Genomic DNA, 26,860 nt, shown 5'->3' on the forward strand with positions numbered 1-26,860 from the left:
AAAGTTTCCGTCGTCGATTTCTTTAAAAGAAATCGAGTCTATGCGTTGCCTGAACCGTCAAACCGTCCAGCATCCGCGGCTGCCCGCCGGATCGCGTTGGATTTGTGAACGGTTTCCATAAACTCGGCTTCTGGATCGCTGTCATAGACCACGCCGCCACCGGCCTGAATATAGAGCTTTTGGTCTTTCACAATCGCAGTCCGCAGCGCGATACACATGTCCATATCGCCGCCTGCACTGAAATAGCCAACGCCACCGCCATAGATGCCACGTTTTTCCGGTTCTAGCTCGTCGATGATCTCCATCGCGCGCACCTTCGGGGCGCCTGACACGGTGCCCGCTGGCATGCCCGCGAAGAACGCGCTTAGCGCATCTTGGTCTTCATGCAGCTCACCAACCACGTTCGAGACAATATGCATAACGTGAGAATAGCGCTCGATGATGAATTCTTCGGTCGGCTTTACCGTGCCGATCTTGGCCACGCGCCCGACGTCGTTGCGGCCCAGATCAAGCAGCATCAGGTGTTCGGCCAGCTCTTTCTTATCCGCCAAAAGGTCCGCCTCATTGGCGCGATCTTCTTCGGGCGTCGCACCGCGAGGGCGGGTGCCAGCAATCGGGCGAATGGTCACCTCATTGCCAAAGACCCGCACAAGGATCTCGGGGCTCGCTCCGACGACCTGATAGGGGCCGAAGTTGAAATAGAACATGAAGGGGCTGGGGTTCGTGCGGCGCAGACTGCGATACAGGGAAAACGGCGCCTGCGGGAAATCATGCGTCCAGCGTTGTGCGGGCACGACCTGAAAGATATCGCCCGCTTTGATATAGTCCTTGGCCTTCTCGACCGCGGCCATATAGCCCTCTTTGGTGAAGTTGCTGACCGGCTCGCCGACAGTCGCCTCAGAGCCCAGATCACGGCTGGCCTGAGGCATGGCGCGTTCCAGATCGCGCATGGCGTCCATCACGCGTTCTGCAGCCTGCGCATAGGCCGCTTTCGCGGTGACGCCTTCAGAGACCCACGCCGGAGACACCACGGTGACCTCGCCCTTCACGCCATCCAGAACAGCCACCACAGAGGGGCGCATCATGCAGGCGTCGGGCAAGCCAAGTGGGTCAGGATTGATATTGGGCAGATGCTCGACCAGACGGATCATGTCATAGCCCAGATAGCCAAAAAGGCCAGCAGAGGCCTGTGGCAGATCATCCGGTAGGTCGATTTTGCTCTCGGCAATCAGATCGCGCAGATTGGCCAGCGGGTCGCCCGCCTGATCCTCAAAGGCCTCGCCGTCAAAGCGCGCCTGACGGTTCAGGCGGCTTGTGGTGCCGTGACATTTCCAGATCAGATCCGGCTTCATGCCAATGATGGAATAGCGCCCGCGGACCTCTCCGCCGGTGACAGATTCCAGCATGAACGCATCTTTCTGCGCGCCGGTCAGTTTCAACATCAGCGACACAGGCGTGTCCAGATCTGCCGCCAGACGCGCATAGACGATCTGGTTTTGACCCGCCTCATAGCCTTTGGCGAAGTCGTCGAAAGTCGTGATCAGTGCCAAGAGGTGGCCCTTACCTTATTGCAATTGGCTGTGAACAGCGTTCACCGCGTTTTGGTCGATTTGAACATCCGCATTCAGACGGATTTGCGTGCTGTAGGCGTTCAGGATTTCCTGCGCGAACGTCTGATTAACTTGCGCCGTCAGAATGCCGCGCAGGCTGTCTGCCTCGCCCTCTGCCAGATCGGCAGGGTTGATGGCGTCGAGTTCCACTACAGCGACGCTCTGGCCACCCGCGACGGTCGCAACGCCGCCGAGGTCCATGCCAAAGACGGTTTCAACCAGCGTTGCGGGTACGTCTGGAATGAAATCGCCACGGGCGATATCGGTTTCCTGCAGCACAGTCACGCCAAGAGAGATGATGTCGGCACCCGCGGCCATCTGAGACACATAATCGGTTGCCAAGGACTGCAGCGCATCGCCAACGGCCTGCGCGCGCCATGCGGCTTCAACATCGGCTTGCGCGTCTACAAATGGGGTCGGAGAGGCCTCGGTTTCACCATCCAGACGGATCGCAAAGATGCCGCCGTCTGCAAGGTTTTCAATCGCCGGAAAGTCGCTTTCGGTGACTTGGGTCGCCTGTGCGCGGAATTCCTCGTAACCTGCGATACCGTCCGAAAGGCCTGCGTGCCAGTTGATCGTGGAAACCTGCATTTCGGTTTCCGTCGCCAGTTCTTCGATAGTCGCGCCACCAGCGAGAAGGTCGTCGATGTCGTTGATTTGCGCGTCGATCACACGGCGGGCGCGGTCGCCTGCCAGCTCTGCGCGCAGCTCGGCTTGTGCGTCCTCAAAAGAGGTAGATCGCGCGTTCAGGATACCGTTGATGCGGTAGATGGCTGGGCCAAGATCCGTGTCCACAGGACCAACGGTTTGACCAGACGCCGCGCCGAAAACAACATCGCCTGCAGCGCCAAGGCTTTCTTGGGTGACATCGCCCAGATCCACATCCGCGAGGCTTAGCCCACGGGCCTCAACGGTGGCCTCAAAGCTCTCGGTGCCTGCCGCGATGGCGTCGATGGCCGCTTGGGCTTCCTCGGTGGATCCCATGACCAGACGCTCGACCAAGCGGCGTTCAGGCTGGTTATACTCAGCAGACCGTTCGTCATAGAGCGCGCGCACGGCGGTTTCATCGACTTCGACCGTGTCGAGGATCATGTCAGGCGTCAGCCAGGCATAGGTGATGTCGCGGGTGGCGGGACGCAGGAATTGATCTGTGTTGGCGTCGTAATAGGCCTGCAGGGCGGCCTCATCCGGTGCGGCAACGGGCTCTGGCAGATTGGCTTCGGTCAGAACGGCCATGGTGAAATCGCGGGTTTCACCGAGATAGCTGAGGATGGTGTCGGCATAGGTTGCCGGCATCTGCACGCCTGCCGTCACTGCGGTTTGCAGAAGGGTCGTTGCTGCCCCTTCGCGCAGGCTCTGTTCGAATTCACCTTCGTTAAGACCGGCACTGTCGAGCGTGAAGGCATAAGCTTCACGGTCAAAGTTTCCGTCCAGACCCTGAAAGGCCGGGATGCTGAGCAATTCGTCCCGCACATTTTCGTCGCCAATCGACAGGCCCAAACGTTCTGCTTCTGCATCCAGAGCACGTTGCGTCACAAGGCGGCCCAGCACCTGCTGGTTCAGACCAAAAAGCTGCGCCTGCTGAAAGGTGATCTGCTGGCCGGTTTGCTGGGACAGGTTGGTGAGCTCCTGCTGGACAGCGCGCGAATAGGTGGTCACGGCGATCGGCTTGCCGTCCACGGTACCGACGTTGTTGATCGTGCCGCCGAGGTTGGTGATGCCAAAGCCGCCAAGGCTGAGGATCAAAAGCCCCATCAGAACCCAGACAAGCTTGTTTGAGATCGAAGATTTCTGAGACATGCGGCCCCCTTATTGGCGCGGTTTTTCTATGCTTCGCAGATGTCTACGACGCCCTTCGGGCAGGGGCAAGGGGGCAGGGCGGTTTCGGTGCTAAAGCCTGTGCTATCCGGCCGAAAGCGTGCTCATGCGGTCAAACAAGACTTTGATATCGGGACGCGCCACATTGGCGAAGGCGATGCGCATTTGCTGCCCGCCCGAAGGATCGCTGTCTGGCATGAACATCGTGCCGGGCAGGGCGAGGACGTGGATATCTTTGACCATCTTCTGCGCAAGCTGGTCTGATCGCATGTCAAACGGGTGTTTCACATAGGCGAAATAGGCGCCGACACCCATGAGTTCCCATCCTGCGTTTGCGATCTTGGGGAAATAATCTTCGATGGCGGCGCGGCGGTCGAGAATTTCAAGCCGTTCGCCCGCGACCCAATCGCCAAGATTTTGCATGCCCCAAAGGGCTGCGTGCTGGCCCAATTGGTTGGGGCAGATCGCGACCGTGTCGAGGAATTTCTCGGCCTCTGCCAAGAGCGCCTCTGAACTCAGCATCGCGCCAACACGGTGGCCTGTCAGGCGGTAGGCTTTGGAAAAGGAATAGAGCTGGATCAGCGTTTGATCCCAGTCGGGATCTTGGAACAGCTCATGCGGCGCTCCGGTGCGGGAATCAAAGTCTCGGTAGGTCTCATCCACGATCAGTTTCAGCCCATGGGCCTTCGCGAGTTCAAAGAAGGCGCGCACCAGTTCGGGTGGGTATTCCACACCGCCGGGATTGTTGGGTGTGACCAAAGCAATGGCGCGGGTTTTGTCCGTGATCAGCGCTTTCGCGTGCTCTGGGTCTGGTAAAAGCGCGCCGTCGGTCGCGAGGGGAACGCTATTGATGCCCAACATATCCAACCACATTTTATGGTTGAAATACCATGGGGTTGGCAGGATCACCTCATCTGCTTCAGAGCAGATCGCCGTGATCGCGGCGGCAAAGGCCTGGTTGCAGCCGGAGGTGATGGCGGCTTGCGTGTCGCGGATCGTTCCTTGGTAAGCAGCGCTCCATTGCGTGGCGACTTCGTGGCGCAGCTCAGGCAGGCCCAGAACAGGGCCATAGAGATGTGCGTCTGGCACGTTTATTGCTGTTTCCGCGAGGAACTCTCGAAGCGGCAATGGCGGCGGATCGACCGGGGCCGCTTGGCTGACGTTGAGGAGCGGGCGCTCTTCGCTAAAGGTAACGCCTTCCAGCCAGCGGCGCGCCTCCATAACGGGCGGGGCGAAGGTGGCTTTGGTGCGTGTAATGAGCCCGCTCATCGCTGATCAATCCGCGCCGCGGTAGGGCTGGACGTATTGCAGCGCCATATCCCAGGGGAAGAAGATCCATGTGTCTTGCGAGACGCCTGTGATGAAGGTGTCGACCTGCGGCTCGCCCTGTGGTTTGGCGTAAACGGTCGCGAAATGCGCCTTGGGGTAAGTTTCGCGCACCAGTTCCAGTGTTTTGCCGGAGTCCACCAGGTCGTCGATGATCAGAATGCCTTCGCCATCGCCCATGAGATCAGCATCAGGCGCTTTCAGCACCTCAGCCTCGCGGCGCTGATCAGCTTTGCCGCCGCCCGAATGGTAGGATTTCACAGAGATCGTATCGACCACGCGCACGTCGAGTTCGCGTGCCACGATCATCGCAGGGGCCATGCCGCCACGGGTGATCGCCACAATCGCGCGCCAGGCGCCGTCATCCGGGCCTTTGCCATCCAAACGCCAGGCCAAAGCGCGAGAATCGCGGTGGATCTGGTCCCAGCTGATGTGAAAGCCTTTTTCGTGTGGCAGACGATCGTTCATGTGAAGCCTCTTAGATATCCCCTTGGGCCATGTGGCCGTTTGATCTGTGTTAGCGGCTTGGCTCGGAAATTACAATTTGCCCGTTTGGTTAATTTTAGCGGCTATCTGTCCAGCAAGAGCCTGACGCCCAAAGCGCCCATCACACCGGCTGCAACCCGGTCCATGACCGTCTTGGCGCGCAAGTAGCTGTCGCGTGCGGCGGGGGTTGAGAGGAGGAGGGCGAAGCCTGCATAGCAAATGATCTCGACGATCAGGTGGTTTAGGACCACGAAGGCTTTGTCAGCCAGCGTGATGTCTTGGGGAAAGATCACCAGCAGGACCGCTGAGGCAAAAAGCACGGATTTGGGATTTGCGAGGTTCACTGACAGCCCAGATAGGAAGGATTTACCTTGCCTGGCCGCCACGCCCTCTGGGTTCAAGGGCTTGCGGGCATTGCGCCAGGTTTGCACCGCGATCCAGATCAAATAGAGCGCACCTGCGATTTTTAGGGTCAGGTAGGCCCATGGAAAGAGGGTGAAGATCCCATCGAGACCCAAAAGCGCCAGTGCTGTCCATGTGGCCGCCATGACGGCTAGGCCAAGCCCGACAGTGAATCCCTGACGAAACCCGCCAGAGAGGCTCGCCCGGATCGACATGAGCATGGCAGGGCCGGGGCTGAGGATGGCGGCCAAAAGCGTGGCGTTAAAGGCGATGATATGGGTGAATTCCATAGGTGCTCCGAAACAACGCGATTTCTTTGAAAGAAATCGATATCGGAAACTTTAAAAGTTTCCGTTTAAAAGAAAAGGCCCGAGAGGGGTCTCTCGGGCCTGAAAATTTCGGACGTGGTGGCGCTTACTTACGGCCAGTCACCGCGTCGATGTCTGGCGCGTCGACAGCCTTCATACCAACCACGTGATAGCCTGCATCCACATGCAGGTTCTCGCCGGTGACGCCAGAGCCCAGATCGCTCAGCAGATAGAGCGCGGAATTGCCCACATCTTCAATCGTCACATTGCGACGCAGCGGCGAGTTCAGCTCGTTCCATTTCAGAATATAGCGGAAGTCGCCAATGCCAGACGCGGCCAGTGTTTTGATCGGACCCGCAGAGATCGCATTGACGCGAATTCCGTCTTTGCCCAGGTCCTCGGCCAGATATTTCACCGAGGCCTCAAGCGCTGCTTTCGCAACACCCATGACGTTATAATGCGGCATCACCTGCTCTGCACCGTAGTAAGTCAGGGTCAGGGCAGAGCCACCATCCGTCATCAGCTTCTCTGCGCGCTGCATCACGGAGGTAAAGCTGTAGCAGCTGATATCCATGGTCATCAGGAAGTTGTCGCGGCTTGTGTCGACATAACGCCCGCGCAACTCGTTCTTGTCGGAAAAGCCGATGGCGTGGACCAGAAAGTCAATCTTACCCCATTTCGCTTCGATCTCGGAGAAAGCCGCATCCACAGAAGCGGGGTCGGACACATCACAATCAATCAGCGTGTCGACATTCAGTTGCTCGGCCAAAGGCGCCACGCGTTTCTTGAACGCTTCGCCCATATAAGAGAACGCCATCTCGGCGCCTGCATCTGCCAGAGCTTTGGCAATACCCCAGGCAATGGATTTGTCATTGGCCAGGCCCATGATCAAACCGCGCTTGCCTGCCATCAGATTATTTGACATTCGGACTACTCCGTCCCTAATTCGCTTTTATATGATCCTTTAGGCGATCAGCCAGCCTGCTTCAAGGGCAGGGAGTTGCACATGCGCCGTAAAACCCGACGCTAGGTCAAGGAGCCACCGAAATGAGTGACCGCACAGGTATTTTTGCCGGAGACAACCCGTTTGATCTGGCGCGCCAATGGCTGTCTGAGGCCGAAGCAAGCGAGGTGAATGATCCCAATGCCATCGCCCTGTCGACGGTTGATGCAAGCGGTATGCCCAACGCGCGTATGGTTTTGCTGAAAGACATCGAAGACGCGGCCTTTGTGTTTTATACCAACTACGGGTCAGCAAAGGCGCAAGAGCTGGACAGCGCCGAGAAGGCCGCCTTCGTGATGCATTGGAAATCCCTGCGTCGGCAAATCCGCGTACGTGGATATGTCACCAAGGAATCCGGGCCACAGGCGGATGACTATTTCGCGTCCCGTTCTCTCAAAAGTCGGATCGGAGCCTGGGCCAGCAAACAATCTCAGCCGCTGGGTTCGCGGGCCGAGCTGCTCGCGGAATCCGCGAAATTGTCCTTGAAATTAGGGACAAACCCCAAGCGCCCCGAATTCTGGGGCGGTTATCGCATCACACCGATTGAAATTGAATTCTGGGCGGATGGCGCGTTTCGATTGCATGATCGCTTCCGTTGGACTCGGGAAGATCCAGACTCTCCTTGGAGCGTTGCCCGGTTGAACCCGTAATTTATGCGCTTGTGGAAATTCTTTCCACGATTGCTTAAATCATACTTGATAGGTCTGACATTTAGCGTCATTGTATCACCGGCTCATGGGGGTGAGCTTGGAAAAACTATAGGGCTGATGTCATGCAAGATTCTGCCGCCCGTCGCGTTACGGGGCAGGTAAAATGGTTCGATCCGGTAAAAGGATTCGGATTCGTCGTCGCGGATGAGGGCGGGCCGGATATTCTCTTGCACGCAAACGTTCTCCGAAATTTCGGGCAAAGTTCGATTGCTGAATCCGCCACTGTAGAGTTGGTTTTGCAAGAAACCGCGCGCGGTGTGCAGGCGACAGAGATCGTATCGATCACACCCCCAGCAGCTGCGCCTGCCAATACTTTGGCAGATTTCGAAGAGCTGTCTGATGAAGACATTGAAAAACACCCTTTGACACCCGCGCGAGTCAAATGGTTCGACAAAAGCAAGGGCTTTGGATTTGCCAATATCTTTGGCAATTCCGACGACGTCTTTGTGCATGTCGAAGTGCTGCGCCGCTCCGGTCTAAGCGAATTGCAACCGGGCGAAGCGCTTGCCATCCGTGTGATGGATGGTCAGCGCGGCAAAATGGCCATGCAGATCTGCGCATGGGAAGCGGTTCTGAAATAGGCCATGCCTGTTCGCCGGATCTCTCTTTTTGGCGGCTTTGTTCTCTCAATGGGGCTTTTTAGCGCGGTTTCGGCCGCAACCGATTGTCGTGTCGACACGGTCCAATTGCGCGGAGACTGGGGCGAGGTTCGCTTTAACGTCGAAGTGGCGGACGACGCGATCGAGCGCCAGCGGGGATTGATGCATCGCCTCGAGATGCCCATGAGTGCGGGCATGCTCTTTGTGTATCACCAGACGCGGGTTGTGTCTTTCTGGATGAAGAACACGCTGATCCCTCTTGATATGATCTTTCTGGACGAGACAGGCCGCGTGGTCAAAATCCACGAACGGGCGATTCCGCGCGATCTGAGCTCGATCTCAAGCGATGTGCCTTCGCGCTATGTTTTGGAAATCAATGGAGGCCTGGCGCGCGCAATCGGAATTACGGTTGGCTCAGAGCTGCGCCATCCTTCGGTTCTGCAGCATCTTGCGGTTTGGCCCTGTCGCGATAGCGAATGAAAATCAAAGCCGCACAAAAAAATCGTACTGAAATGCAGTTTTTCGCTTTTCATTCCCGAGAGCTACATTTAAAGACCACTCCACGGTCCGGGGCGTAGCGCAGTCTGGTAGCGCACCTGTTTTGGGTACAGGGGGTCGTGAGTTCGAATCTCGCCGCCCCGACCATTTCTCTCTCAGAGACAACGTTAAAAGCGCGGTTAATTTAACCGCGATTTTGACCTGTTTCGGGGGGCTGCTTTTTGGGCAAGCGCTCCTCAACGTATGAGATTTCCGTTCGCGCAAGGGTTGAATCTCGCGGTCTCGAAGAAATATCGCACATCTTGTGTTAATCACACGTTAACCCCTAGATATTGTGTTTTTTGTGCGTTGCTTTGGGGATATCTGCAATTTTTGTTATTTTTTAAGGGCTTCGGCGATGCGCTTGAATTGTGAGTTATCCACAGCCTGTCTTTACCCCGCAACAGAATCTAGCACACCGCCCAGAATCGGAATTTGGTCAACACAATTTTTGGCGTTTTTAATCAAATAAAAGCGTTGACCCCATAGGGCTCCATACGCCAGATTGTGTGGGCGGATAAGGCGGACACTAGATATTGTGCACTCGGGGCCGCGGTAGACATAACATGATCAAGACTGGGCAGAAGCCCGGCATCGCTCGGCTAAGGCTTTGAGCGGACAGGGACGTTGTGACTTCGAGAAGACCCCGACACATATAGGTTTGCATCCGCTTTTGAGATTGGGCAGCAGGATCGGGACTAAGGGGCGACGATGCAAATTCAAAGACGGTTCACCACAGCAGGACAAGACGCATATGCGGATCTGGAGTTTTTAACCACCACATCCGAGATCCGAAATCCGGACGGATCCATCGTCTTCAAACTGGATGATGTCGAAGTGCCAACCAGCTGGAGCCAAGTGGCCTCCGACGTGATTGCGCAGAAATACTTCCGCAAAGCGGGTGTGCCGTCGAAGCTTAAAAAGGTCAAAGAAAAGGACGTTCCAGAATTTCTGTGGCGCTCTGTTCCGGCAGAGGGTGCCGAAATGGGCGGCGAGACGTCCTCTAAGCAGGTATTCGACCGTCTGGCAGGCGCCTGGGCCTATTGGGGTTGGAAGGGTGGCTATTTCACCACCGAAGAAGACGCACGCGCCTATTTTGATGAGATGCGCCACATGCTGGCGACACAGCGCGCTGCGCCGAACTCTCCGCAGTGGTTTAACACCGGTCTGCATTGGGCCTATGGCATCGACGGTCCTGCACAGGGTCACCACTATGTGGACTACAAGACGGGCAAGCTGACCAAGTCCAAGTCCTCCTACGAGCATCCACAGCCGCATGCGTGTTTTATCCAGTCTGTGTCTGACGATCTGGTAAATGACGGCGGCATCATGGACCTCTGGGTCCGCGAAGCGCGTCTGTTCAAATATGGCTCCGGCACCGGCACCAACTTCTCTGGCCTGCGTGGCGAGGGTGAGGCACTGTCCGGGGGTGGTAAGTCCTCGGGCCTGATGGGCTTCCTGAAGATCGGTGACCGTGCAGCGGGCGCGATCAAATCGGGTGGTACGACCCGTCGCGCGGCCAAGATGGTGATCTGTGATGCGGACCACCCGGATGTTGAGGAATTCATCAACTGGAAAGTCAAAGAGGAACAGAAAGTCGCGTCCATCGTGGCCGGTTCCAAAATGCACGAAGCCAAGCTGAATGACATTTTCGCCGCGATCCGTGGCTGGGACGGCAGCACCGAGGATGCGGTTGATCCAAAGAAAAACGATCAACTGAAATCCGCGATCCGTGGCGCGAAAAAAGTTGCGATCCCAGAGACTTATGTCAAGCGCGTGCTGGATTATGCCAAGCAGGGCTATGAGAGCATTGAGTTCCCGACCTATAACACCGACTGGGACTCTGAGGCCTATGCATCTGTCTCGGGCCAGAACTCCAACAACTCGATCCGCGTCACCGACAGCTTCCTGAAAGCTGTGCGCGAAGACAAAGACTGGGAACTGATCCGCCGCACCGACGGCACGGTCGCGAAAACGATCAAAGCACGCGATCTTTGGGAGCAAGTCGGCCACGCCGCATGGGCCTGTGCTGACCCGGGCATCCAGTTCCACGACACGGTAAACGCGTGGCACACCTGCCCAGAAGACGGAGAGATCCGAGGCTCAAACCCTTGTTCTGAATATATGTTCCTGGATGACACGGCCTGTAACCTGGCGTCCATGAACCTGCTGACCTTCCTTAAGGACGGCAAATTCCAGTCTGATGACTATGTGCATGCGACCCGCCTTTGGACCGTGACGCTGGAAATCTCAGTGATGATGGCGCAGTTCCCATCCAAAGAGATCGCGCAACGGTCTTATGACTTCCGCACCTTGGGTCTGGGCTATGCAAACATCGGCGGCCTCTTGATGAACATGGGCTATGGCTATGACAGCGAGGAAGGCCGGGCCCTTGGCGCTGCGCTGACCGCGGTGATGACCGGCGTGTCCTATGCGACCTCGGCGGAAATGGCGAAAGAACTGGGGCCATTCCCGGGCCACGCCAAAAACGCAGACCACATGCTGCGCGTTATCCGCAACCACCGCAATGCGGCCTATGGCGCGACCGACGGGTATGAGGCGCTGGAAGTGAAACCGGTTGCTCTGGATCTGGCGAACATCCCTGATGACACGCTGGGCCAACTGGCGATGGACAGCTGGGATCAGGCGCTGGCGCTGGGTGAGAAACACGGCTACCGCAACGCGCAGGTCTCTGTGATCGCGCCCACCGGCACCATTGGTCTGGTGATGGATTGCGACACCACCGGCATCGAACCTGACTTCGCGCTGGTGAAGTTCAAGAAACTTGCCGGCGGTGGCTATTTCAAGATCATCAACCGCTCTGTGCCGAACGCGCTGGCGAAGCTGGGCTATAAGTCCTCCGAGATCGAAGAGATCATCGCCTATGCGGTCGGTCACGGATCCCTTGGCAATGCGCCAGCGATCAACCCAACCACTCTGGCGGGCCATGGGTTTGGCGCAGAGGAGCTGGCGAAAATCGAAGGCTCGCTCGCGACCGCCTTTGATATTCGCTTTGTTTTCAACCACTTCACCCTTGGTGAGGAGTTCGTCACCAAGACGCTCGGGGTGCCTGCTGAAAAGCTGATGGACCCAGAATTCAACCTGCTGCGCCACCTTGGTTTCAGCAAAGCCGAGATCGACGCGGTCAACGACCACGTGTGCGGCACCATGACTTTGGAAGGCGCGCCGTTCCTCAAGGAAGAGCATCTGCACATCTTTGACTGCGCGAACCCATGCGGCAAGAAGGGCAAACGCTATTTGTCTGTGGACAGCCACATCACCATGATGGCGGCGGCGCAAAGCTTCATTTCCGGCGCGATCTCTAAGACGATCAACATGCCGAATGACGCCACCATCGAGGATTGCCAGAAGGCTTATGAGCTGTCTTGGTCCTTGGGTGTCAAAGCCAACGCGCTTTATCGTGACGGCTCTAAACTCTCGCAACCTCTGGCAGCCGCGCTGATTGAGGATGACGAAGAGGCCGAAGAGATCCTCGAATCCGGCACGCCACAGCAAAAAGCCGCAGTGATCGCTGAGAAGATCGTTGAAAAGGTCGTCATCAAAGAAGTCATGGCCAAGAGCCGCGAGAAGATGCCAGAACGCCGTAAGGGCTATACCCAAAAGGCGGTTGTTGGTGGACACAAGGTCTATCTGCGGACCGGCGAATACTCCGACGGCTCTTTGGGCGAGATCTTTATCGACATGCACAAAGAGGGCGCGGGCTTCCGAGCGATGATGAACAACTTCGCCATCGCGGTCTCTGTCGGCCTGCAATACGGTGTGCCTCTGGAAGAGTTCGTCGATGCCTTCACCTTCACCAAGTTTGAGCCGGCTGGCATGGTGCAGGGCAATGACTCCATCAAGAACGCGACCTCCATTCTGGACTATATCTTCCGCGAATTGGCCGTATCTTATCTGGACCGTACCGATCTGGCGCATGTGAAACCGCAAGGCCCAGCCTTTGACGATCTGGGTCGCGGCGAAGAGGAAGGTGTCAGCAATATCAAAGAGATGAGCGGCGAAGCTGCGAACCGCTCTTTGGAAGTGCTGAAGCAGATTTCCTCAACCGGTTACCTACGCAAGCGTATGCCACAAGAGCTTTTGGTTCTGAATGGCGGTACGGAAGCGCTGGATGCCAGCGCCGCGCTGGAAACCCTCGTGCCAGAGGTTGGCGAAGCAACCACCACCGTTGCAGCGGCCACCCCAACGATGAGCGCGCGGGACAAGGCCAAGATGCAAGGCTATGAGGGCGATCCCTGTGGCGACTGCGGCAACTACACGCTCGTGCGCAACGGCACCTGCATGAAATGCAATACCTGCGGCGCGACCTCAGGCTGTAGCTAAGACTACCTCGGGGGACGGGCTTTCGGGCCCATCCGACACCCTCGGCGGGGGGTATATCCCGCCACGATTTCTGGAGTGGATGCGTTCATTCCGAAGCGACGCTCAGGCCGCAGGCAGAAAATCAGAGCGGTACAAAGAGTGAGTCTGAGTGGCGAAACTTTTAAGGGGGGCTAAGGCCCCCCATTTTCTTTTCTATTGCGGGGGCAGGTGGATCTTGAACGCGCTGCGCAGCTCTGCATCCAACTCCGGCGAAAACGCCGCCTTAGAGGGCTTCGCAAGGATCTCTTCCTTCCGCTCAATCGCCTTTTTGTTCAGATCTGGCTTGCCGATTTCTGCCCATTCTTTGGGTGAGGTGCGATCGCCAAGCGACGGATAAACATAGTCTTTTTCCATCCGGCTGAGCGTTTCATCCGTGCCCAGATAATGACCAGGGCCGCCCAAACAGACCTCTGCCATTTGATCGAGCCCGAGCGTCGCGTCATCCACCTCGATCCCGCGCAAGACGCGCTGCGCATGGCCGATCATGTCATCGCCAAGGATCAGGCTTTCATGGCAGAAACCCAGCAAGGATGCATGCATGCCGACCGATTCATAGACCATGTTCAGCCCCGCAATGCCCGCAAGGACGTTAGAGCACATCTGCTCCCAGCCTGCCTGCATGTCCGGCAGTTTCGCATCAGTCATACCCGCCGCAGCGCCACCGGGCAGGCCGTAGAAATTATGCATCTGCGCACAACCGGCGGTCAAAAGCGCCTGTTCACCAGATCCACCTGTCATCGCGCCCGTGCGCAGGTCCAGACCAAAGGGCCAGGTGCCGAAAATCGCTGGATAGCCGGGTTTGATGGCGTTCACATAGACGAGACCGGCAAGACATTCCGCGACGGCCTGAACGATGGCACCGGCGACGGTGGAGGGCGCTGTCGCACCCGCCATGCCCGCGGACAAAAGCAGCACGGGCATGCCGCCTTCGATGCATTTCTCCATGACCTGACAGGCCTCAGTGGCGAATTTCATCGGCGGCACGACAAAGCAATTGGAGTTGCTCATAAAGGGTTTGGCGCGCCATGCCTCTTCGCCGCCCGCGATCATGTGCAACATCTTGAGCGCGTCATCGACAAAATCGGGTTCGGTAAAGGACGTGCCGATGTGTTTGGTCGTGCCAGAACAAGACGCGTAGATCGTGTTCAGATCCATCTCGCGGTTGTCAGGGATATCACGACAGACCATAGGGCGTTGAAGGAAATGGATATTTTCCAGTGTGTCGACGATTTTCGCCGCATCATGCAGGTCTTGGACGGTGGAGTCGCGATAGTTGCGGCCCTCGACATCCACCATATTCACCGCAGCGCCTGCGGTGCCGAAATGCACGCGATTGCCCGAGAGTTTCAGGTCGTTCTCGCCATCACGGCTGTAAAGCGTGATCTCGCGGCAGGCGGTTTCAAGCGCCTTTTCAACCACGTGACGCGGAAAGCGGATGCGGCCATCGTCGCCCGCAATACAGCCGACTGAGGTCAAATAGGCGACGCCGCTTTCGGGCGCATCGCACAGGCCGATTTCCTCCAAAGCGCGCAGGGCGGCTTCGTGGATGCGCTCGACGTCCTGATCAGAGAGCGGTTTGTAAAAGCCGCCCTCCATACCCGGACGTACGGGGCGCAAAGATTTGTCTAAAGGCGCGGCCCGGCTGGCGCGGCGCGCAGCACGGCCTCCAGAGCGGCGAGGTGAGATATCGTTCATGAGGTGTCCCTGTAATTGAATGGCTTAAGTCTGGCTCATTCAAAGGGTAGGGCGACCTCGCGCAGCACGACCGCGGCGCCCACCAATGGTGCGCACGACGATATTGATTTTCCACTGACGGTTTTTCATGTGCTCCTCCTCAGGCATGAAAAACGCCAAAATCGGACCCGATCTTGGCCGAAAGCGACATGGGGTCATCTTGGGCGTCGTTTTACGACAAATCAAGGAAAACTGTTTAAACGCGGGCCTTTGCAAAAGCCAAAAGCCGCACGATGGCGTCTTCGAGCCGGTCATCATCGACCGTCAAAGCAATGCGCAGATGCCCCGCAGCCGCTTGGCCAAAGCTTTCCCCCGGCATAACGGCGATCAGCTCTTCGTCGAGCAATCCGCTGGCGAAGTCCTTGCCAGACATACCGGTCGCGCGAATATCCAGCATCACATACATCGCGCCCTGAGCAGGCACCAATTGCGCAACATTCTGGTTTTCAACAAGGTTTTGCACGATCCCGCGGCGGCGCAGGAAGGGTTCGGCCACGGCTTTTTCGACGCTATCGCCTTGGTTCAACGCAAATTGCGCGGCGTCCTGAACATAGCCAGTCACCCCATAGGTCGTATTGGTCACCAATTCCGTCAGTTCAGAAATCACCGCCTCAGGTGCCACAATCCAGCCGATGCGGCTGCCGGTCATGGCGTGGGATTTGGACAGAGAGTTCACCACAATCGTGCGCTCTTCCATGCCGGGCAGGCTGCGCGGGCTGATATGGTCGCCGTCCCAGACTTGTGTTTCGTAGACTTCGTCCGAAATCAGCCAGAGGTCAAAATCCTGACAGGCTTTGGCGATGGCCGCGAGGGTCTCGGGGCTGTAGACCGCGCCGGTTGGGTTGTTGGGTGAGTTAATCAACAACGACGTCGCGCCCTGAGCCTTGGCCGCGATATCCTCGTAGGTGGGCTGAAACCCATTCTCTGCGCGCGCTGGAACGGCCACAGGCTCGGCCCCGACAGCGCGCAAAGTGCGGGGGTAGGTGGCGTAGTAAGGGTCAATATGCAGCGCGCGGTCTCCGGGGTTTACGGCTGCAAAATGCGATGCAAACAAGCCCGATTGACCGCCGGGTACGATCAAAACGTTCTTTGACGTAGTGGGAACGCCGGTACGCGCCTCGACACGCTTCGCCACAGTTTCGCGCAACGCAGGTGTGCCGGGGATCGCGGCATAGCCGGTATGCCCGCCCAAAGCCGCCTCATGCATCGCCTCAAGGATCTCGCGCGACGTCCCGATGTCATGCTCGCCAATCGTCAGCATGGTCACTGGCTCTCCGGCCGCAATCATATCGCGTGCCTTCTCAAAGATCTCCCAGCCGTTGGAGCCACCACCGTTCAGAGTCGTAATGCGATTGGAAAGTTTCATCTGAGCCCAGCCTTCTTCGGAATCAAACCTCTCGCCATGGGATCGAAATTTAACGAAAGGTCAACACATGGCGTGCTCAGTCCGGAGAATCCCCCATCAGATAACGCGGACCTGTGCCTTTGCGGCGGATGCCGTCGGCAGGGTTGTAAAGCGCGCAGGCCTTCATAGAGAGGCAGCCACACCCAATGCAGCCATCCAGCTTGTCACGCAGGGCTTCCATCTGGGCGATGCGTTGATCCAGATCGCGGCGAAACCGTTTCGAAATCCGCGCCCAATCGGCCTTTGAGGGCGTGCGCCCCTCGGGCAGGCCGCGCAAGACCTCTCGGATCTGCGCAATCGTGAATCCAAGGTTCTGGGCAATCATCACAAAGGACAAACGTCGAATATCCGAGCGATCAAACCTGCGCTGGCCCGCATCCGTGCGAAAGGGATGCACCAGCCCTTCCTCCTCGTAGTAGCGAATAGCCGAAGTCGCGAGCCCCGTGCGCTCGCCAATCTGACCAATTGTAAGTCCACGGTTTTTCATCTTGCTGTAAATACTCAAAAAATTTCCTATTGCCTTAAAGTTTACTTGAGGAATTAGAGTGATTTCAACGATGATTCAGACAGAAAGGACATTTGATGAAACTCGAACACGTCAACATCACGGTCAGCGACGCGAAGGCCTCGGCTGCAACCCTGATGGATATCTTTGACTGGCATATTCGTTGGGAAGGTGCCTCGATGGACGAAGGATACACAGTTCATGTTGGTGATCGCGAAAGTTATCTGGCTTTGTACAGCCCGGCAAAAGCGCTTGGACAGGCAAGCGAAAAATACACGGTCGAAGGCTCTATCAACCACGTTGGGGTGGTGGTGAATGATTTGAAGGCAGTGGAGGCCAAAGTTCTTGCCGCTGGGTTCAAACCCCATTCCCACTATGACTATGAACCGGGCGAGCGGTTCTATTTCAACGGACCCGACGGTGTTGAATATGAGGTCGTAAGCTACGCCTGACACGGAAACGCGGGCGCGCATAACCGGTCTCTTGCGCGCCCAAGTTGGTCACGCCCCGAATTACCCCTCAAGGCTTGACCCATTACGCGCGGCTGCTATGGTCGCGCGTATGAAGACCCAAAGCATCATCATTATTTGCTGCATTACCTGCTAACAGTGTTGGCGGGCCGTTCTTCTATTTCAAACCATTGATAAAGTTGATAAGCCCGCCACGCGAAAGACGTGTGTGAGGACACTATGACCGAGATCAAGCTCTATAACTCTAAGACCCGCAAGAAAGAGGTCTTTGAGCCGATTATTCAGGATCGGGTGAGCATCTATGTCTGTGGGCCCACCGTCTATGACCGCGCTCATCTGGGCAATGCGCGTCCCGTGGTGGTGTTTGATATTCTGAACCGCCTGATGAACCACGTCTATGGCGACGAAAACGTCACCTATGTGCGCAATTTCACGGACGTGGACGATAAGATCAACGCGACGGCCTTGTCCCGCAAAGAGGCGGGCGCTGAAGGCACGTTGGAAGAGCTGATCGCCGAGCGCACAGAGGAAACCATTGGCTGGTATCTGGGCGATATGGCAGCCCTTGGGGCGCTCGAGCCCGATCACATGCCGCGCGCGACGCAATATATCGCGCAGATGATCGAGATGATCGAGAAACTGATCGCGGATGGCTATGCCTATGCCAAGGACGGGCATGCTCTGTTTCGGGTGCGGGAGTTTGAAAATTACGGCAAGCTCTCGGGCCGCTCGGTGGATGATATGATCGCAGGCGCGCGCGTGGAAGTCGCGCCGTATAAAGAAGACCCGATGGATTTCGTTTTGTGGAAGCCGTCTAGCGATGATCTGCCGGGCTGGGACAGCCCGTGGGGGCGGGGACGTCCGGGCTGGCATATCGAATGTTCGGCGATGTCCTATGAAATTCTGGGCGACAGTTTTGATATTCACGGCGGCGGCAATGACCTGCAGTTCCCGCATCATGAAAACGAGGTCGCCCAAAGCTGCTGCGCCCATCCCGAAGGCGAATTCGCGCGGGTCTGGATGCACAATGAAATGCTGCAGGTCGAAGGCAAAAAGATGTCCAAGTCCTTGGGCAACTTCTTTACCGTGCGCGATCTGCTGGAACAGGGCGTGCCGGGGGAGGTTATCCGGTTTGTCTTCCTGAGCACGCATTATCGCAAGCCGATGGATTGGACGGCGAAGAAGGCCGAAGAAGCTGCGAATACCCTGCGCAAGTGGCGTGGGCTGACCGCAGGCATCGAGCCTGCCGCCAGCCCGTCCCCAGCGGTTTTGGCCGCTGTTGCGGATGATTTGAACACGGCGGGTGCTTTGGCTGAGATGCACAAGCTGGCGAATGCTGGGGACGCGGCGGGATTGCTGGCCTCGGGGCTGATGCTGGGTCTGTTGGGGGACAATCTGGGCGATTGGGCACAGGGGCCCGACGTGGATCTATCGGCTTTTGAAACGCAGCTGTTTGAGGCACGGGTGCAGGCGATGGAGAGTAAAGATTTCTCGGAAGTGGACCGCTTGAAATCTGCATTCGTGGACGCGGGTCTTGAGGTGCGCATGAGTAAAACAGGTGTTGAACTTGTCCCAGGTGCGGGTTTTGACGCAAAGAAACTGGAGGCCCTGCTATGAACAGTAAAAAACAGCAGGTTCGCGCCCGGCCCGAGGGCAGGGGGCATTTCGCCCCCGCCCTGGGGGGCGGGTCGGGGGCGAACCGGGCCGCAAGCGACCCGGGGTGTAGTGGCTCGGAGGTTGTGTTATGACCAAAGAACGTCTCTACCTCTACGACACCACGCTTAGGGATGGTCAGCAAACCCAGGGCGTGCAGTTCTCGACCGACGAGAAAAAGCAGATCGCTTTGGCGCTTGATGAGCTGGGTGTGGACTTTATCGAAGGCGGCTGGCCGGGCGCAAACCCGACCGACAGCGCTTTTTTTGACGAACGGCCCGAGACGCGGGCGACCTTCACAGCCTTTGGCATGACCAAACGGGCGGGGATCTCGGCCGAAAACGACGACGTCTTGGCCGCCGTGTTGAATGCAGGCACGCCGTCGGTCTGTTTGGTCGGCAAAAGCCATGATTTTCACGTCGAAAAGGCCCTTGGGATCACATTGGCGGAAAACACAGAAAACATCGCGAAATCCATGGCGCATATCGTGGCGCAGGGGCGCGAAGCAATGTTTGACGCAGAGCATTTCTTTGACGGCTATAAATCCAACCCGGACTACGCAATCGAGGCCGTGAAAGCCGCCTATGAGGCCGGCGCGCGTTGGGTTGTGCTCTGCGACACAAATGGCGGCGCAATGCCTGCCGAAGTGCATGCGGCGACCAAGGCGGTGATCGAAGCGGGCATCCCGGGAACCCATCTGGGCATCCATACGCATAATGACTGCGAACAGGCGATCGCGAATTCTCTTGCAGCCATCGACGCGGGCGCGCGGCAGGTGCAAGGCACGCTGAATGGCCTTGGTGAACGCTGTGGCAACGCCAATCTGACCACGCTCATCCCTGTGCTGATGCTGAAAGAGCCCTATGCCTCGCTTTATGACACGCAGGTCACCAAGGAAGGCCTGAAAGGACTGACGCGGGTCAGCCGGATGCTGGATGACATCCTGAACCGCATCCCAGAAAAACAAGCGGCTTTTGTGGGGGCCTCGGCCTTTGCCCATAAGGCAGGTCTGCACGCCTCAGCCATTCTCAAAGACCCCACGACCTATGAACATGTCGACCCGCAATCGGTCGGCAACGAGCGCATCATCCCGATGTCCAATCAGGCCGGTCAGTCCAATCTGATCAAGCGATTGGCGGACGCTGGGATCTCGGTTGAAAAAGGCGATCCGGCTTTGGCGCGGATCCTCAATCGCATCAAAGAAAAAGAAGCGCAGGGCTATAGTTTTGACACTGCGCAGGCGAGCTTTGAGCTGCTGGCGCGCGAAAAACTTGGCAGCCTGCCGACATTCTTTGAGGTCAAACGCTACAAGGTCACGGTCGAGCGCCGCAAAAACAAATATAATCAGATGGTCAGCCTGTCTGAGGCGGTTGTGGTCGTGAAAATCGGCGGCGAAAAGAAGCTCTCTGTCAGTGAATCCATGGACGAGGGCGGCTCGGATCGGGGGCCGGTCAACGCGCTGTCCAAGGCTTTGGGCAAGGATCTTGGCCCTTATCAGGCCGTGATTGATGATCTGAAACTCGTGGACTTTAAGGTGCGCATCACACAAGGCGGCACAGAGGCCGTCACGCGCGTCATCATTGACAGCGAAGACAGCAACGGTCGGCGTTGGTCTACGGTTGGCGTGTCCCCAAACATAGTGGATGCCTCCTTTGAAGCGCTCTTGGATGCGATCAACTGGAAGCTTGTCCACGACGGCGCGACGGCGGTGTGAGTGATCTGACGGCGGATATTAACGCCTGCGCCGGTCTGGTGCAGCGGGGCGATGCGGATCGCTTTATGGCGATCATGGCCGCGCCTGTGACCGCGCGGGCCAAGTTGTTTCCGCTCTTTGCCTTCAACATCGAAGTCAGCCGCGCGCCTTGGGTGACGCAGGAAAGCATGATTGCCGAGATGCGCCTGCAATGGTGGCGCGATGCGTTGGAAGAAATCCGAGAGGGCGGGCAGGCGCGGCGGCATGAGGTGGTGACCCCCTTGGCGGCGGTTTTGACGCCTGAGATGGCCGACAGTCTGGACGCTTTGGTCGAGGCGCGACGGTGGGATATCTATAAAGATCCGTTTGAGGACGAGGCAGCGTTTCGCGCATATCTGGATAAGACCACGGGCAATCTGCTTTTGGCGGGATGTCAGATGCTTGGCGACGCTGATGAGTCTGCCGTGCGTGACATCGCCTTTGCCCATGCTCTGGTGCGCTGGTTTCAAGCCATTCCTGAATTGGAGAACCAAGGACGGCGTCCCTTGGTGGATGGGCGTGTAGAAGCAGTACAGGCACTGGCGCAAGAGGCTTTGGCGCGTCGACGGGCTGCAGATGCGTCGAAAAACAGCAAAACAGCGCGGGCGGCGCTCTATTGCACGTGGCAGGACGCGGCACTGCTTAAGCAAGTGACCCAAGATCCGATGCTCGTGGCCGATGGTGCGCTTGGGCTTAGTGAATTTCGTAGGAAATCCAGCCTCTTGGTGGTGTCGACCTTCAACCGCCTATGACGCTCGGCGATCCAGATCCGCGAGGGTCTTGCCCGGTTCATCTACAAAAAGCCCCGGCAGAATGCGCACGGTCTCGATCTGATCGACCCGAAAGGTACCAAAGTCGCTGAGGTCTTCGACCCATGCGGTGAGGCTCCAGACGCGGCCCCAATAATCCAGTTTCAAAGGCCTAAGATCATGCGCTGCGCCAGACACCGTGGCGATGGCAATCCGTTGTTTGGCCCGGATCGCGCCGCGCAAATTGGTGAGGTGCTGGAAGGCATAGGCTGATTCCGCAAAGGGGTAGGCCGCGAAATTCATCGCCTTGGGCGCGGCGCGATGGTCCTCTGGCAGAACCGCATCAATCTTTTCGGCCAAAGAGATAGCTGCCGTGCGCAAAGCCTCATCCGATGACTGACCCGCAGCGGCCAATGTGACCAAGAGCACATCCAGTTCTTCTTCCGTCAGGTTCAACGGGGGCAGGGTGATCGCCGCCCGCGCGGAGTAGCCCCGACCGCGTTCGCCCTCGACCGGAATGCCGCTGGCTGCGAGCATGTCCATATCGCGATACATCGTGCGCAAAGACACCCCAAACCGCTCTGCCAAATCCTCGGCGCGGTGCAGCTCTCCGTCCTTGAGAATCTCTATCAGCGAATAGAGCCGTTCGGTCCGTTTCATTGGCGATTCCTGCTACGTCTTTCGAACACATACTGACAAAAACCTGTCAATTGACAACCTATTGACAAAACCCATCGCAATTTTCCGCCAAAACCCATGAAAATTGGTGTTTTCGGGCTTTTAACCTTCGAGAACACTGCCTAACTATTGGCCCAGAAAGTTGAAACGAGGCACCAAGGCCTCTTCACAGGAGAAATACAATGTCCCTAGGTCCATGGCAGGTTCTGCTCATCGCCGTCGTCGTTCTGGTTCTTTTTGGCCGCGGCAAAATCTCGTCCTTGATGGGCGAAGTCGGCAAAGGCATCACCTCCTTCCGTCGCGGTGTCAAAGAGGGCACAGAAGAGCTGAACGCGGAACTCGAAGACGCCAAAGACGTGACCCCAGAGTCTGAAAAGACCAAAGACGACGCCTAACTTTGGCGCGAAAAGGAGCGCCGGATGTTTGACTTCGGAATGGGCGAACTGCTGATTATCGGCCTTGTTGCGCTGATTGTGGTTGGCCCAAAGGATCTTCCAGTTCTGTTTCGCCGGGTGGGGAATTTCGTCGGCAAGGCTCGCGCTATGGGGCGCGAGTTTAGCTCGGCGATGAACCAGGCAGCCGATAACAGCGGTATGGGAGACATCACCAATACGCTGAAAGCGGCCGCAAACCCTGTGAAGGGCGCGGCGGATGCTTTGGCGGAACATGCCAAGGCGGCGGCGAATTTCGACCCCGAAAGCGAGACCGGCAAACTGGCCGCCAAACGCGCCGAGGATGCGAAAAAGATCCACGACGCGACGGCCAAACGTCAGGCGGAAAACCGGGCGAAAGCCGCAGCCGAAGCCGCCGAGAAAGCACAGGCCGAGGCCAAAGCAGCCCAAGAGGCGCTTGAAGCGGTTCAGGCCAAGCAGGCCCAAGAGGCCGCAAAGACCGATAAGGACGCATAGATGACTGCGACAGACGACATGGAGGACAGCTCCGCCCCGTTGATCGAGCATCTGGCCGAACTTCGGACGCGTCTGATCCGCTCGGTGATTGCCTTTGTGGTGGGCTTCATCATTTGCTTTATCTTTGGCAAATACCTGCTGGATTTCCTGCTGATCCCGATTGAGCAGACCATGCGGAACTTGGGCGACCCGAACCCGGTGATGCAGTATACCGCGCCGCAGGAATACTTCTTTACGCTTGTTCGCGTGGCGATGGTTGCGGGGCTGGGATTGTCTTTCCCAGTTATTGCACATCAGCTCTGGCGTTTTGTGGCACCTGGCCTTTATCGCAATGAAAAATCAGCGTTTTTGCCGTTTTTGATTGCCTCACCTGTGTTGTTCATTTCCGGCGCAGCCTTTGCCCATTTCATCGTAACGCCCTTGGCGATGCAGTTCTTCTTGGGCTTTGCTGACGCGTCTTCTCTGGTCTCTGCCTTATTCGTCGAAGGCGCGCCGATCGATGCGCCCATCAAAGACGACGGCATCGCGATTGTCTTCCAGGGTAAAGTCAATGAGACGCTGGATATCACGTTGAAACTGATCGTGGCCTTTGGCCTCTGCTTCCAGTTGCCGGTATTGCTGACCCTTATGGGGCAGGCAGGACTGGTGTCGGCAGAAGGCCTTGGCAACGTGCGGAAATACGCGGTTGTCGGCATTCTGGCGCTGGCCGCCGTGGTGACGCCGCCGGATGTGATCTCTCAGGTGATCCTCTTTGTGGTGGTCTATGGCCTTTATGAAGTGTCGATCATCCTCGTCAGCCGCGTTGAAAAACGCCGCGAAGCCAAGCTGCGCGAAGAAGGCTATTATGACGATGAAGAAGAAGCCGACATCGAGCTCGACGCAGAAAATGACAAATGATCCTTTAGAACGGATTGCAGCGGCGCTGGAGAGGATCTCTCCGGCGCCGCTTGCGTCTCCGGATTTTGACGCGGCGGACGCCTTTGTCTGGCATGTGGATCCAGAACGGCTGGAGCCTGTGGCCGATGTGTCTCGGGTAGATCTTTCGCTGTTGGTTGGTATCAACCGCTCGCGTGATACCTTGCTGGAAAATACCCTGCGCTTTGCCAAAGGCTTCCCGGCCAACAACGCGCTTTTGTGGGGCGCGCGGGGGATGGGGAAATCCTCGCTGGTGAAGGCGGTGCATGCCGAGGTGAATGCGCAAGGCCATGCGCTGAAAATCGTGGAACTGCAACGCGAAGACCTGCCCAGCGTGGCGCGTCTGTTGCAACATCTGCGCGGTTCAAAGGCACGGTTCCTGCTGTTTTGCGATGACCTGTCGTTTTCCCACGATGACCAGCACTACAAGAGCCTTAAGGCGGTTCTGGACGGTGGTATAGAAGGGCGGCCTGATAATGTGGTGTTCTATGCGACGTCGAACCGGCGTCACCTCATGCCACGCGATATGATCGAGAACGAACGTGGCTCTGCGATCAACCCATCCGAGGCGGTTGAGGAAAAGGTCTCACTGTCAGATCGCTTTGGCCTGTGGTTGGGCTTCCATCCGTGTGATCAAGACGAATTCCTCGCGATGATCAAAGGCTATGTGGACGCCTATGGAGTCGTGATCGATGACGATACCTTAAGGGCTGAAGCTATTGAGTGGCAGGCCACACGTGGTGGACGTTCAGGCCGTGTCGCTTGGCAGTATTTCACGGATCTGGCGGGCCGAAAGGGTGTTCAGATCTAGGACGCTTGGGGATTGCGATGTTCGAAGGATTTCGTGAAATCAAAGCCGACGTTGGCAACGCCATCATTCATGCCCGAGTAGGAGGCGATGGTGCCCCGGTGCTGTTGCTGCACGGTTATCCGCAAACCCATGTGATGTGGCATCCCATCGCTGAGAGTTTGGCCGAGACCTACCAAGTCGTTGCCGCTGATCTGCGCGGATATGGGGACTCCGTTGCTAAAGACGGAGATTTTTCATTCCGGGCGATGGCTCTGGACATGGTCAAACTGATGGCCAGCCTTGGACATTCCAGCTTCCACGTCGTCTCCCACGATCGCGGCGCGCGTACCGCACATCGGATGGCTTTGGATCATCCCGAGGTCGTCAAATCAATCGTACTTTTGGATATCATCCCGACGCTCGATGTTTGGCGAACGATGGATGACTGGCTTGCAAAGCGCTATTATCATTGGACATTTCTCGCGCAACCCGGAGGCATGCCCGAGCGCCTTATCAACAGTGATCCGGTCATGTTTATGCGGTCTGCGCTGATCGGACTATCGGGGTCTGATGTGTTCACCGCAGAGGCAATGGCGGAATACGAGCGGGCCGCGGGCAATCCCAGCGTGATCGCGGCTTGGTGTGGCGACTACGCGTCTGGGGCAAGTGTTGATCTAGAGCATGATCGCGCGAGCCTCGGTGAGACCCGAGACATGCCCTGCCTTATCCTCTGGGGCAGCAAAGGCGCAGTCGACCATCATTTGAACCCGGTTGAGGCTTGGACATCATGGTTTCCGCACGCAACCGGGCAGGTAATAGACGCGGGCCACTTCCTTGTCGAAGAGCGCCCCAATGAAGTTTTAAAGGCCGTTCAAGACCATCTGAGAACTTTGGCGTGATCGGGCCCATGGCTAGGCCCGATTTCAACTGAGCTATTCCAGGAACGGCATCGGGTCGACGATGTCGAACCCTTTTCGCACTTCGAAATGCACGAAGTTCTTCTCGCTCGGAACCTTCGCAATGCTTTGATTGCGCGACACTTTTGCGCCTTTAGACACCGAAACATCAGCGACGTTGTAGTAGACCGTCATCACATTATCTGCATGGCGGATAACCACGATAGTCACGTCATCTGCATCGGTCGTGATCGCAGCAACGCTGCCGCTGGCGGCGGCTTTCACCGGGCTGCCGGCGTCCGCCGAAATGTCGATCCCATTGTTCTTGCCCTTTTTAAAGGTTCGAATGATGCGCCCATCGACCGGATAGCTCATCTGGGCTGAACTGGTCGTGGTTTGCTGAAGCTTAGGCGCTGCCGGTTTGCTGACTTGCTGGGACGAGGTGTCCTTTGGTAGCGGCTTGGACGCGCTTGGAGGTGTCGGCGTGCTTGATCCCTGACCGGGTTGCGACACCGTCTCATCGCGCGGCTGAGGGCGTGTGCTGGTTGCTGGCGCGCCGGGCTGGGCCGGTGGGATCAAAAGGATCTGACGCTCTCGGATGGTGAAGTCATTGCTAAGGCCGTTCCATTCGGACAGCGCACGCACCGAGACATTGTAGAGCCGCGCTATCGAAAACGCGGTCTCGCCGCGTTTTACCGTGTGGCGGATCGGTTCATAGCCGATTTGCACGTCAGAGGGGCGTGTCGGGGTCGGCGCGGCCTCAAGTTCTTCGGTCTGGATACCGGCGTTGTTGATCGCATTGCCCGCAAGCGAAGAGATATCGACGTTCGAGGGCGGGAGCACCTGTCCGGTGCCTCCGGTCTGCGAAGAAGGCTCGGCCACACGATCCGGCAGCAAAAGAACCTCACCCGGGCGCAGGCGGTCGTGTGTGGCCAGCGAGTTGTGATCGGCCAGTTCTTCGGCCGGAATGCCCACACGGTTGGCCACATCGCGCACTGTGTCGCCGCGGCGGGCCACAGCCACCTGATAGTTCGGATAGGAGATGATGCCGCGGTTGTCTGTATCCGGGCGATCTGCCGTGACACCAAGCGCCGCCGACGTGGTATCAAGACCAGATCCCAAGCTGCCGCGCAGGTCGAAATCCAGACCGTCCTCACAGCCCGCCAAAAGCGCCGTCACAGAGACAGCCATCAAAATCGAAGAAACTCGCCGTCTTGCCACAGCCATCTCGAAATCCTCATGA

At 57.4% G+C, this 26,860-nt stretch carries 24 protein-coding genes and 1 tRNA gene; 14 read left to right on the forward strand and 11 right to left on the reverse strand.

All coding sequences use genetic code 11. The features are described 5' to 3' along the window. Positions 1 to 38: 38 nt before the first annotated feature. The 6 genes from trpE to fabI form a co-directional block, all read right to left on the reverse strand. Positions 39 to 1,550: an anthranilate synthase component I gene (trpE, locus tag HZ995_RS13375; RefSeq protein ID WP_209356166.1), complete on the reverse strand. Its 1,512-nt coding sequence runs from the start codon at positions 1,548 to 1,550 to the stop codon at positions 39 to 41. 15 nt (positions 1,551 to 1,565) lie between these two features. Next, positions 1,566 to 3,410, reverse strand: a complete 1,845-nt coding sequence (locus HZ995_RS13380; RefSeq protein WP_245168672.1) for a peptidylprolyl isomerase — start codon at positions 3,408 to 3,410, stop codon at positions 1,566 to 1,568. Between the two features lie 102 nt (positions 3,411 to 3,512). Beyond that, positions 3,513 to 4,697, reverse strand: coding sequence for an aminotransferase (locus HZ995_RS13385; protein ID WP_209356167.1), 1,185 nt, complete (start codon positions 4,695 to 4,697; stop codon positions 3,513 to 3,515). A 6-nt stretch (positions 4,698 to 4,703) separates the two neighbouring features. Further along, positions 4,704 to 5,222 carry a xanthine phosphoribosyltransferase gene (gpt, locus tag HZ995_RS13390; protein ID WP_209356168.1) on the reverse strand — a complete coding sequence of 173 codons (519 nt, stop codon included), beginning with the start codon at positions 5,220 to 5,222 and terminating at the stop codon, positions 4,704 to 4,706. A 101-nt stretch (positions 5,223 to 5,323) separates the two neighbouring features. Then, positions 5,324 to 5,932, reverse strand: coding sequence for a LysE family translocator (locus HZ995_RS13395; protein ID WP_209356169.1), 609 nt, complete (start codon positions 5,930 to 5,932; stop codon positions 5,324 to 5,326). A 124-nt stretch (positions 5,933 to 6,056) separates the two neighbouring features. Further along, positions 6,057 to 6,875 carry an enoyl-ACP reductase FabI gene (fabI, locus tag HZ995_RS13400; RefSeq protein WP_209356170.1) on the reverse strand — a complete coding sequence of 273 codons (819 nt, stop codon included), beginning with the start codon at positions 6,873 to 6,875 and terminating at the stop codon, positions 6,057 to 6,059. A 122-nt stretch (positions 6,876 to 6,997) separates the two neighbouring features. Here fabI and pdxH point away from each other — a divergent pair, with 122 nt between their 5' ends. From pdxH to HZ995_RS13425, 5 genes are all read left to right on the forward strand, one after another. Next, on the forward strand, positions 6,998 to 7,603 hold the full coding sequence (gene pdxH / locus HZ995_RS13405; RefSeq protein WP_209356171.1) for a pyridoxamine 5'-phosphate oxidase: 606 nt from the start codon (positions 6,998 to 7,000) through the stop codon (positions 7,601 to 7,603). 122 nt (positions 7,604 to 7,725) lie between these two features. Then, the gene (locus tag HZ995_RS13410; protein ID WP_209356172.1) at positions 7,726 to 8,244 is read left to right on the forward strand and encodes a cold-shock protein; all 519 of its coding nucleotides are present in this window, start codon (positions 7,726 to 7,728) and stop codon (positions 8,242 to 8,244) included. A gap of 3 nt (positions 8,245 to 8,247) precedes the next feature. Then, complete coding sequence (locus tag HZ995_RS13415) at positions 8,248 to 8,742, forward strand: DUF192 domain-containing protein (RefSeq protein ID WP_209356173.1); 495 nt, start codon at positions 8,248 to 8,250, stop codon at positions 8,740 to 8,742. A gap of 88 nt (positions 8,743 to 8,830) precedes the next feature. Beyond that, positions 8,831 to 8,907 (forward strand) — tRNA-Pro (locus tag HZ995_RS13420). Positions 8,908 to 9,510: 603 nt separating this feature from the next. After that, positions 9,511 to 13,143 carry a vitamin B12-dependent ribonucleotide reductase gene (locus tag HZ995_RS13425; RefSeq protein ID WP_209356174.1) on the forward strand — a complete coding sequence of 1,211 codons (3,633 nt, stop codon included), beginning with the start codon at positions 9,511 to 9,513 and terminating at the stop codon, positions 13,141 to 13,143. 192 nt (positions 13,144 to 13,335) lie between these two features. On the opposite strand, the gene HZ995_RS13430 is transcribed toward HZ995_RS13425, so the two are convergent. The 3 genes from HZ995_RS13430 to soxR all read right to left on the reverse strand — a co-directional run bounded on the left by HZ995_RS13430 (position 13,336) and on the right by soxR (position 16,808). Then, entirely contained in the window at positions 13,336 to 14,877 is a 1,542-nt protein-coding gene (locus tag HZ995_RS13430) for a trimethylamine methyltransferase family protein (protein ID WP_209356175.1), read from the reverse strand. A 235-nt stretch (positions 14,878 to 15,112) separates the two neighbouring features. After that, positions 15,113 to 16,282 carry a pyridoxal phosphate-dependent aminotransferase gene (locus HZ995_RS13435; protein WP_209356176.1) on the reverse strand — a complete coding sequence of 390 codons (1,170 nt, stop codon included), beginning with the start codon at positions 16,280 to 16,282 and terminating at the stop codon, positions 15,113 to 15,115. Between the two features lie 76 nt (positions 16,283 to 16,358). Continuing rightward, complete coding sequence (soxR, locus tag HZ995_RS13440) at positions 16,359 to 16,808, reverse strand: redox-sensitive transcriptional activator SoxR (RefSeq protein WP_209358271.1); 450 nt, start codon at positions 16,806 to 16,808, stop codon at positions 16,359 to 16,361. 95 nt (positions 16,809 to 16,903) lie between these two features. On the opposite strand from soxR, the gene HZ995_RS13445 reads away from it, so the two are divergent. The 4 genes from HZ995_RS13445 to HZ995_RS13460 all read left to right on the forward strand — a co-directional run bounded on the left by HZ995_RS13445 (position 16,904) and on the right by HZ995_RS13460 (position 21,433). Further along, the gene (locus HZ995_RS13445) at positions 16,904 to 17,278 is read left to right on the forward strand and encodes a VOC family protein (protein WP_209356177.1); all 375 of its coding nucleotides are present in this window, start codon (positions 16,904 to 16,906) and stop codon (positions 17,276 to 17,278) included. A gap of 237 nt (positions 17,279 to 17,515) precedes the next feature. Next, on the forward strand, positions 17,516 to 18,913 hold the full coding sequence (gene cysS / locus HZ995_RS13450) for a cysteine--tRNA ligase (RefSeq protein WP_209356178.1): 1,398 nt from the start codon (positions 17,516 to 17,518) through the stop codon (positions 18,911 to 18,913). Between the two features lie 127 nt (positions 18,914 to 19,040). Then, complete coding sequence (cimA, locus tag HZ995_RS13455) at positions 19,041 to 20,663, forward strand: citramalate synthase (protein WP_209356179.1); 1,623 nt, start codon at positions 19,041 to 19,043, stop codon at positions 20,661 to 20,663. Beyond that, the gene (locus HZ995_RS13460) at positions 20,660 to 21,433 is read left to right on the forward strand and encodes a squalene/phytoene synthase family protein (RefSeq protein ID WP_348521215.1); all 774 of its coding nucleotides are present in this window, start codon (positions 20,660 to 20,662) and stop codon (positions 21,431 to 21,433) included. Before cimA ends, HZ995_RS13460 begins: the two co-directional genes overlap by 4 nt. Here the strand turns inward: HZ995_RS13460 and HZ995_RS13465 are convergent. Continuing rightward, entirely contained in the window at positions 21,428 to 22,090 is a 663-nt protein-coding gene (locus HZ995_RS13465) for a helix-turn-helix transcriptional regulator (protein WP_209356180.1), read from the reverse strand. The genes HZ995_RS13460 and HZ995_RS13465 overlap by 6 nt on opposite strands. 200 nt (positions 22,091 to 22,290) lie before the next feature. On the opposite strand from HZ995_RS13465, the gene tatA reads away from it, so the two are divergent. The 5 genes from tatA to HZ995_RS13490 are packed head-to-tail and all read left to right on the forward strand — an operon-like array spanning position 22,291 to position 25,620. Further along, complete coding sequence (gene tatA, locus HZ995_RS13470; RefSeq protein ID WP_209356181.1) at positions 22,291 to 22,503, forward strand: twin-arginine translocase TatA/TatE family subunit; 213 nt, start codon at positions 22,291 to 22,293, stop codon at positions 22,501 to 22,503. A gap of 24 nt (positions 22,504 to 22,527) precedes the next feature. Beyond that, complete coding sequence (locus HZ995_RS13475) at positions 22,528 to 23,016, forward strand: Sec-independent protein translocase subunit TatA/TatB (protein WP_209356182.1); 489 nt, start codon at positions 22,528 to 22,530, stop codon at positions 23,014 to 23,016. Next, positions 23,017 to 23,913: a twin-arginine translocase subunit TatC gene (tatC, locus tag HZ995_RS13480; protein ID WP_209356183.1), complete on the forward strand. Its 897-nt coding sequence runs from the start codon at positions 23,017 to 23,019 to the stop codon at positions 23,911 to 23,913. Continuing rightward, positions 23,903 to 24,742, forward strand: coding sequence for an ATP-binding protein (locus HZ995_RS13485; RefSeq protein ID WP_209356184.1), 840 nt, complete (start codon positions 23,903 to 23,905; stop codon positions 24,740 to 24,742). Before tatC ends, HZ995_RS13485 begins: the two co-directional genes overlap by 11 nt. 17 nt (positions 24,743 to 24,759) lie before the next feature. Then, a complete protein-coding gene (locus HZ995_RS13490) occupies positions 24,760 to 25,620 on the forward strand; it encodes an alpha/beta fold hydrolase (protein WP_245168673.1) in 861 nt (286 codons plus the stop codon). A gap of 33 nt (positions 25,621 to 25,653) precedes the next feature. Here the strand turns inward: HZ995_RS13490 and HZ995_RS13495 are convergent, their stop codons facing one another. Continuing rightward, positions 25,654 to 26,844: a LysM peptidoglycan-binding domain-containing M23 family metallopeptidase gene (locus HZ995_RS13495; RefSeq protein WP_209356185.1), complete on the reverse strand. Its 1,191-nt coding sequence runs from the start codon at positions 26,842 to 26,844 to the stop codon at positions 25,654 to 25,656. Positions 26,845 to 26,860: the final 16 nt, after the last annotated feature.

It is taken from the genome of Cognatishimia activa, from assembly GCF_017798205.1.
GTDB classification, from domain to species: domain Bacteria; phylum Pseudomonadota; class Alphaproteobacteria; order Rhodobacterales; family Rhodobacteraceae; genus Cognatishimia; species Cognatishimia activa_A.

What these genes read in the sequence shown, in the direction of transcription:
- HZ995_RS13445 (WP_209356177.1), top strand. Translation starts at nt 16,904, where the DNA reads ATGAAACTCGAACACGTCAACATCACGGTCAGCGACGCGAAGGCCTCG.
- cimA (WP_209356179.1), top strand. Translation starts at nt 19,041, where the DNA reads ATGACCAAAGAACGTCTCTACCTCTACGACACCACGCTTAGGGATGGT.
- HZ995_RS13385 (WP_209356167.1), bottom strand. Translation starts at nt 4,697, where the DNA reads ATGAGCGGGCTCATTACACGCACCAAAGCCACCTTCGCCCCGCCCGTT.
- soxR (WP_209358271.1), bottom strand. Translation starts at nt 16,808, where the DNA reads ATGAAAAACCGTGGACTTACAATTGGTCAGATTGGCGAGCGCACGGGG.
- gpt (WP_209356168.1), bottom strand. Translation starts at nt 5,222, where the DNA reads ATGAACGATCGTCTGCCACACGAAAAAGGCTTTCACATCAGCTGGGAC.
- pdxH (WP_209356171.1), top strand. Translation starts at nt 6,998, where the DNA reads ATGAGTGACCGCACAGGTATTTTTGCCGGAGACAACCCGTTTGATCTG.
- HZ995_RS13475 (WP_209356182.1), top strand. Translation starts at nt 22,528, where the DNA reads ATGTTTGACTTCGGAATGGGCGAACTGCTGATTATCGGCCTTGTTGCG.
- HZ995_RS13430 (WP_209356175.1), bottom strand. Translation starts at nt 14,877, where the DNA reads ATGAACGATATCTCACCTCGCCGCTCTGGAGGCCGTGCTGCGCGCCGC.
- cysS (WP_209356178.1), top strand. Translation starts at nt 17,516, where the DNA reads ATGACCGAGATCAAGCTCTATAACTCTAAGACCCGCAAGAAAGAGGTC.
- tatA (WP_209356181.1), top strand. Translation starts at nt 22,291, where the DNA reads ATGTCCCTAGGTCCATGGCAGGTTCTGCTCATCGCCGTCGTCGTTCTG.
- HZ995_RS13380 (WP_245168672.1), bottom strand. Translation starts at nt 3,410, where the DNA reads ATGTCTCAGAAATCTTCGATCTCAAACAAGCTTGTCTGGGTTCTGATG.
- HZ995_RS13435 (WP_209356176.1), bottom strand. Translation starts at nt 16,282, where the DNA reads ATGAAACTTTCCAATCGCATTACGACTCTGAACGGTGGTGGCTCCAAC.
- HZ995_RS13425 (WP_209356174.1), top strand. Translation starts at nt 9,511, where the DNA reads ATGCAAATTCAAAGACGGTTCACCACAGCAGGACAAGACGCATATGCG.
- fabI (WP_209356170.1), bottom strand. Translation starts at nt 6,875, where the DNA reads ATGTCAAATAATCTGATGGCAGGCAAGCGCGGTTTGATCATGGGCCTG.
- HZ995_RS13415 (WP_209356173.1), top strand. Translation starts at nt 8,248, where the DNA reads ATGCCTGTTCGCCGGATCTCTCTTTTTGGCGGCTTTGTTCTCTCAATG.
- tatC (WP_209356183.1), top strand. Translation starts at nt 23,017, where the DNA reads ATGACTGCGACAGACGACATGGAGGACAGCTCCGCCCCGTTGATCGAG.
- HZ995_RS13395 (WP_209356169.1), bottom strand. Translation starts at nt 5,932, where the DNA reads ATGGAATTCACCCATATCATCGCCTTTAACGCCACGCTTTTGGCCGCC.
- HZ995_RS13490 (WP_245168673.1), top strand. Translation starts at nt 24,760, where the DNA reads ATGTTCGAAGGATTTCGTGAAATCAAAGCCGACGTTGGCAACGCCATC.
- HZ995_RS13465 (WP_209356180.1), bottom strand. Translation starts at nt 22,090, where the DNA reads ATGAAACGGACCGAACGGCTCTATTCGCTGATAGAGATTCTCAAGGAC.
- HZ995_RS13485 (WP_209356184.1), top strand. Translation starts at nt 23,903, where the DNA reads ATGACAAATGATCCTTTAGAACGGATTGCAGCGGCGCTGGAGAGGATC.
- HZ995_RS13410 (WP_209356172.1), top strand. Translation starts at nt 7,726, where the DNA reads ATGCAAGATTCTGCCGCCCGTCGCGTTACGGGGCAGGTAAAATGGTTC.
- HZ995_RS13495 (WP_209356185.1), bottom strand. Translation starts at nt 26,844, where the DNA reads ATGGCTGTGGCAAGACGGCGAGTTTCTTCGATTTTGATGGCTGTCTCT.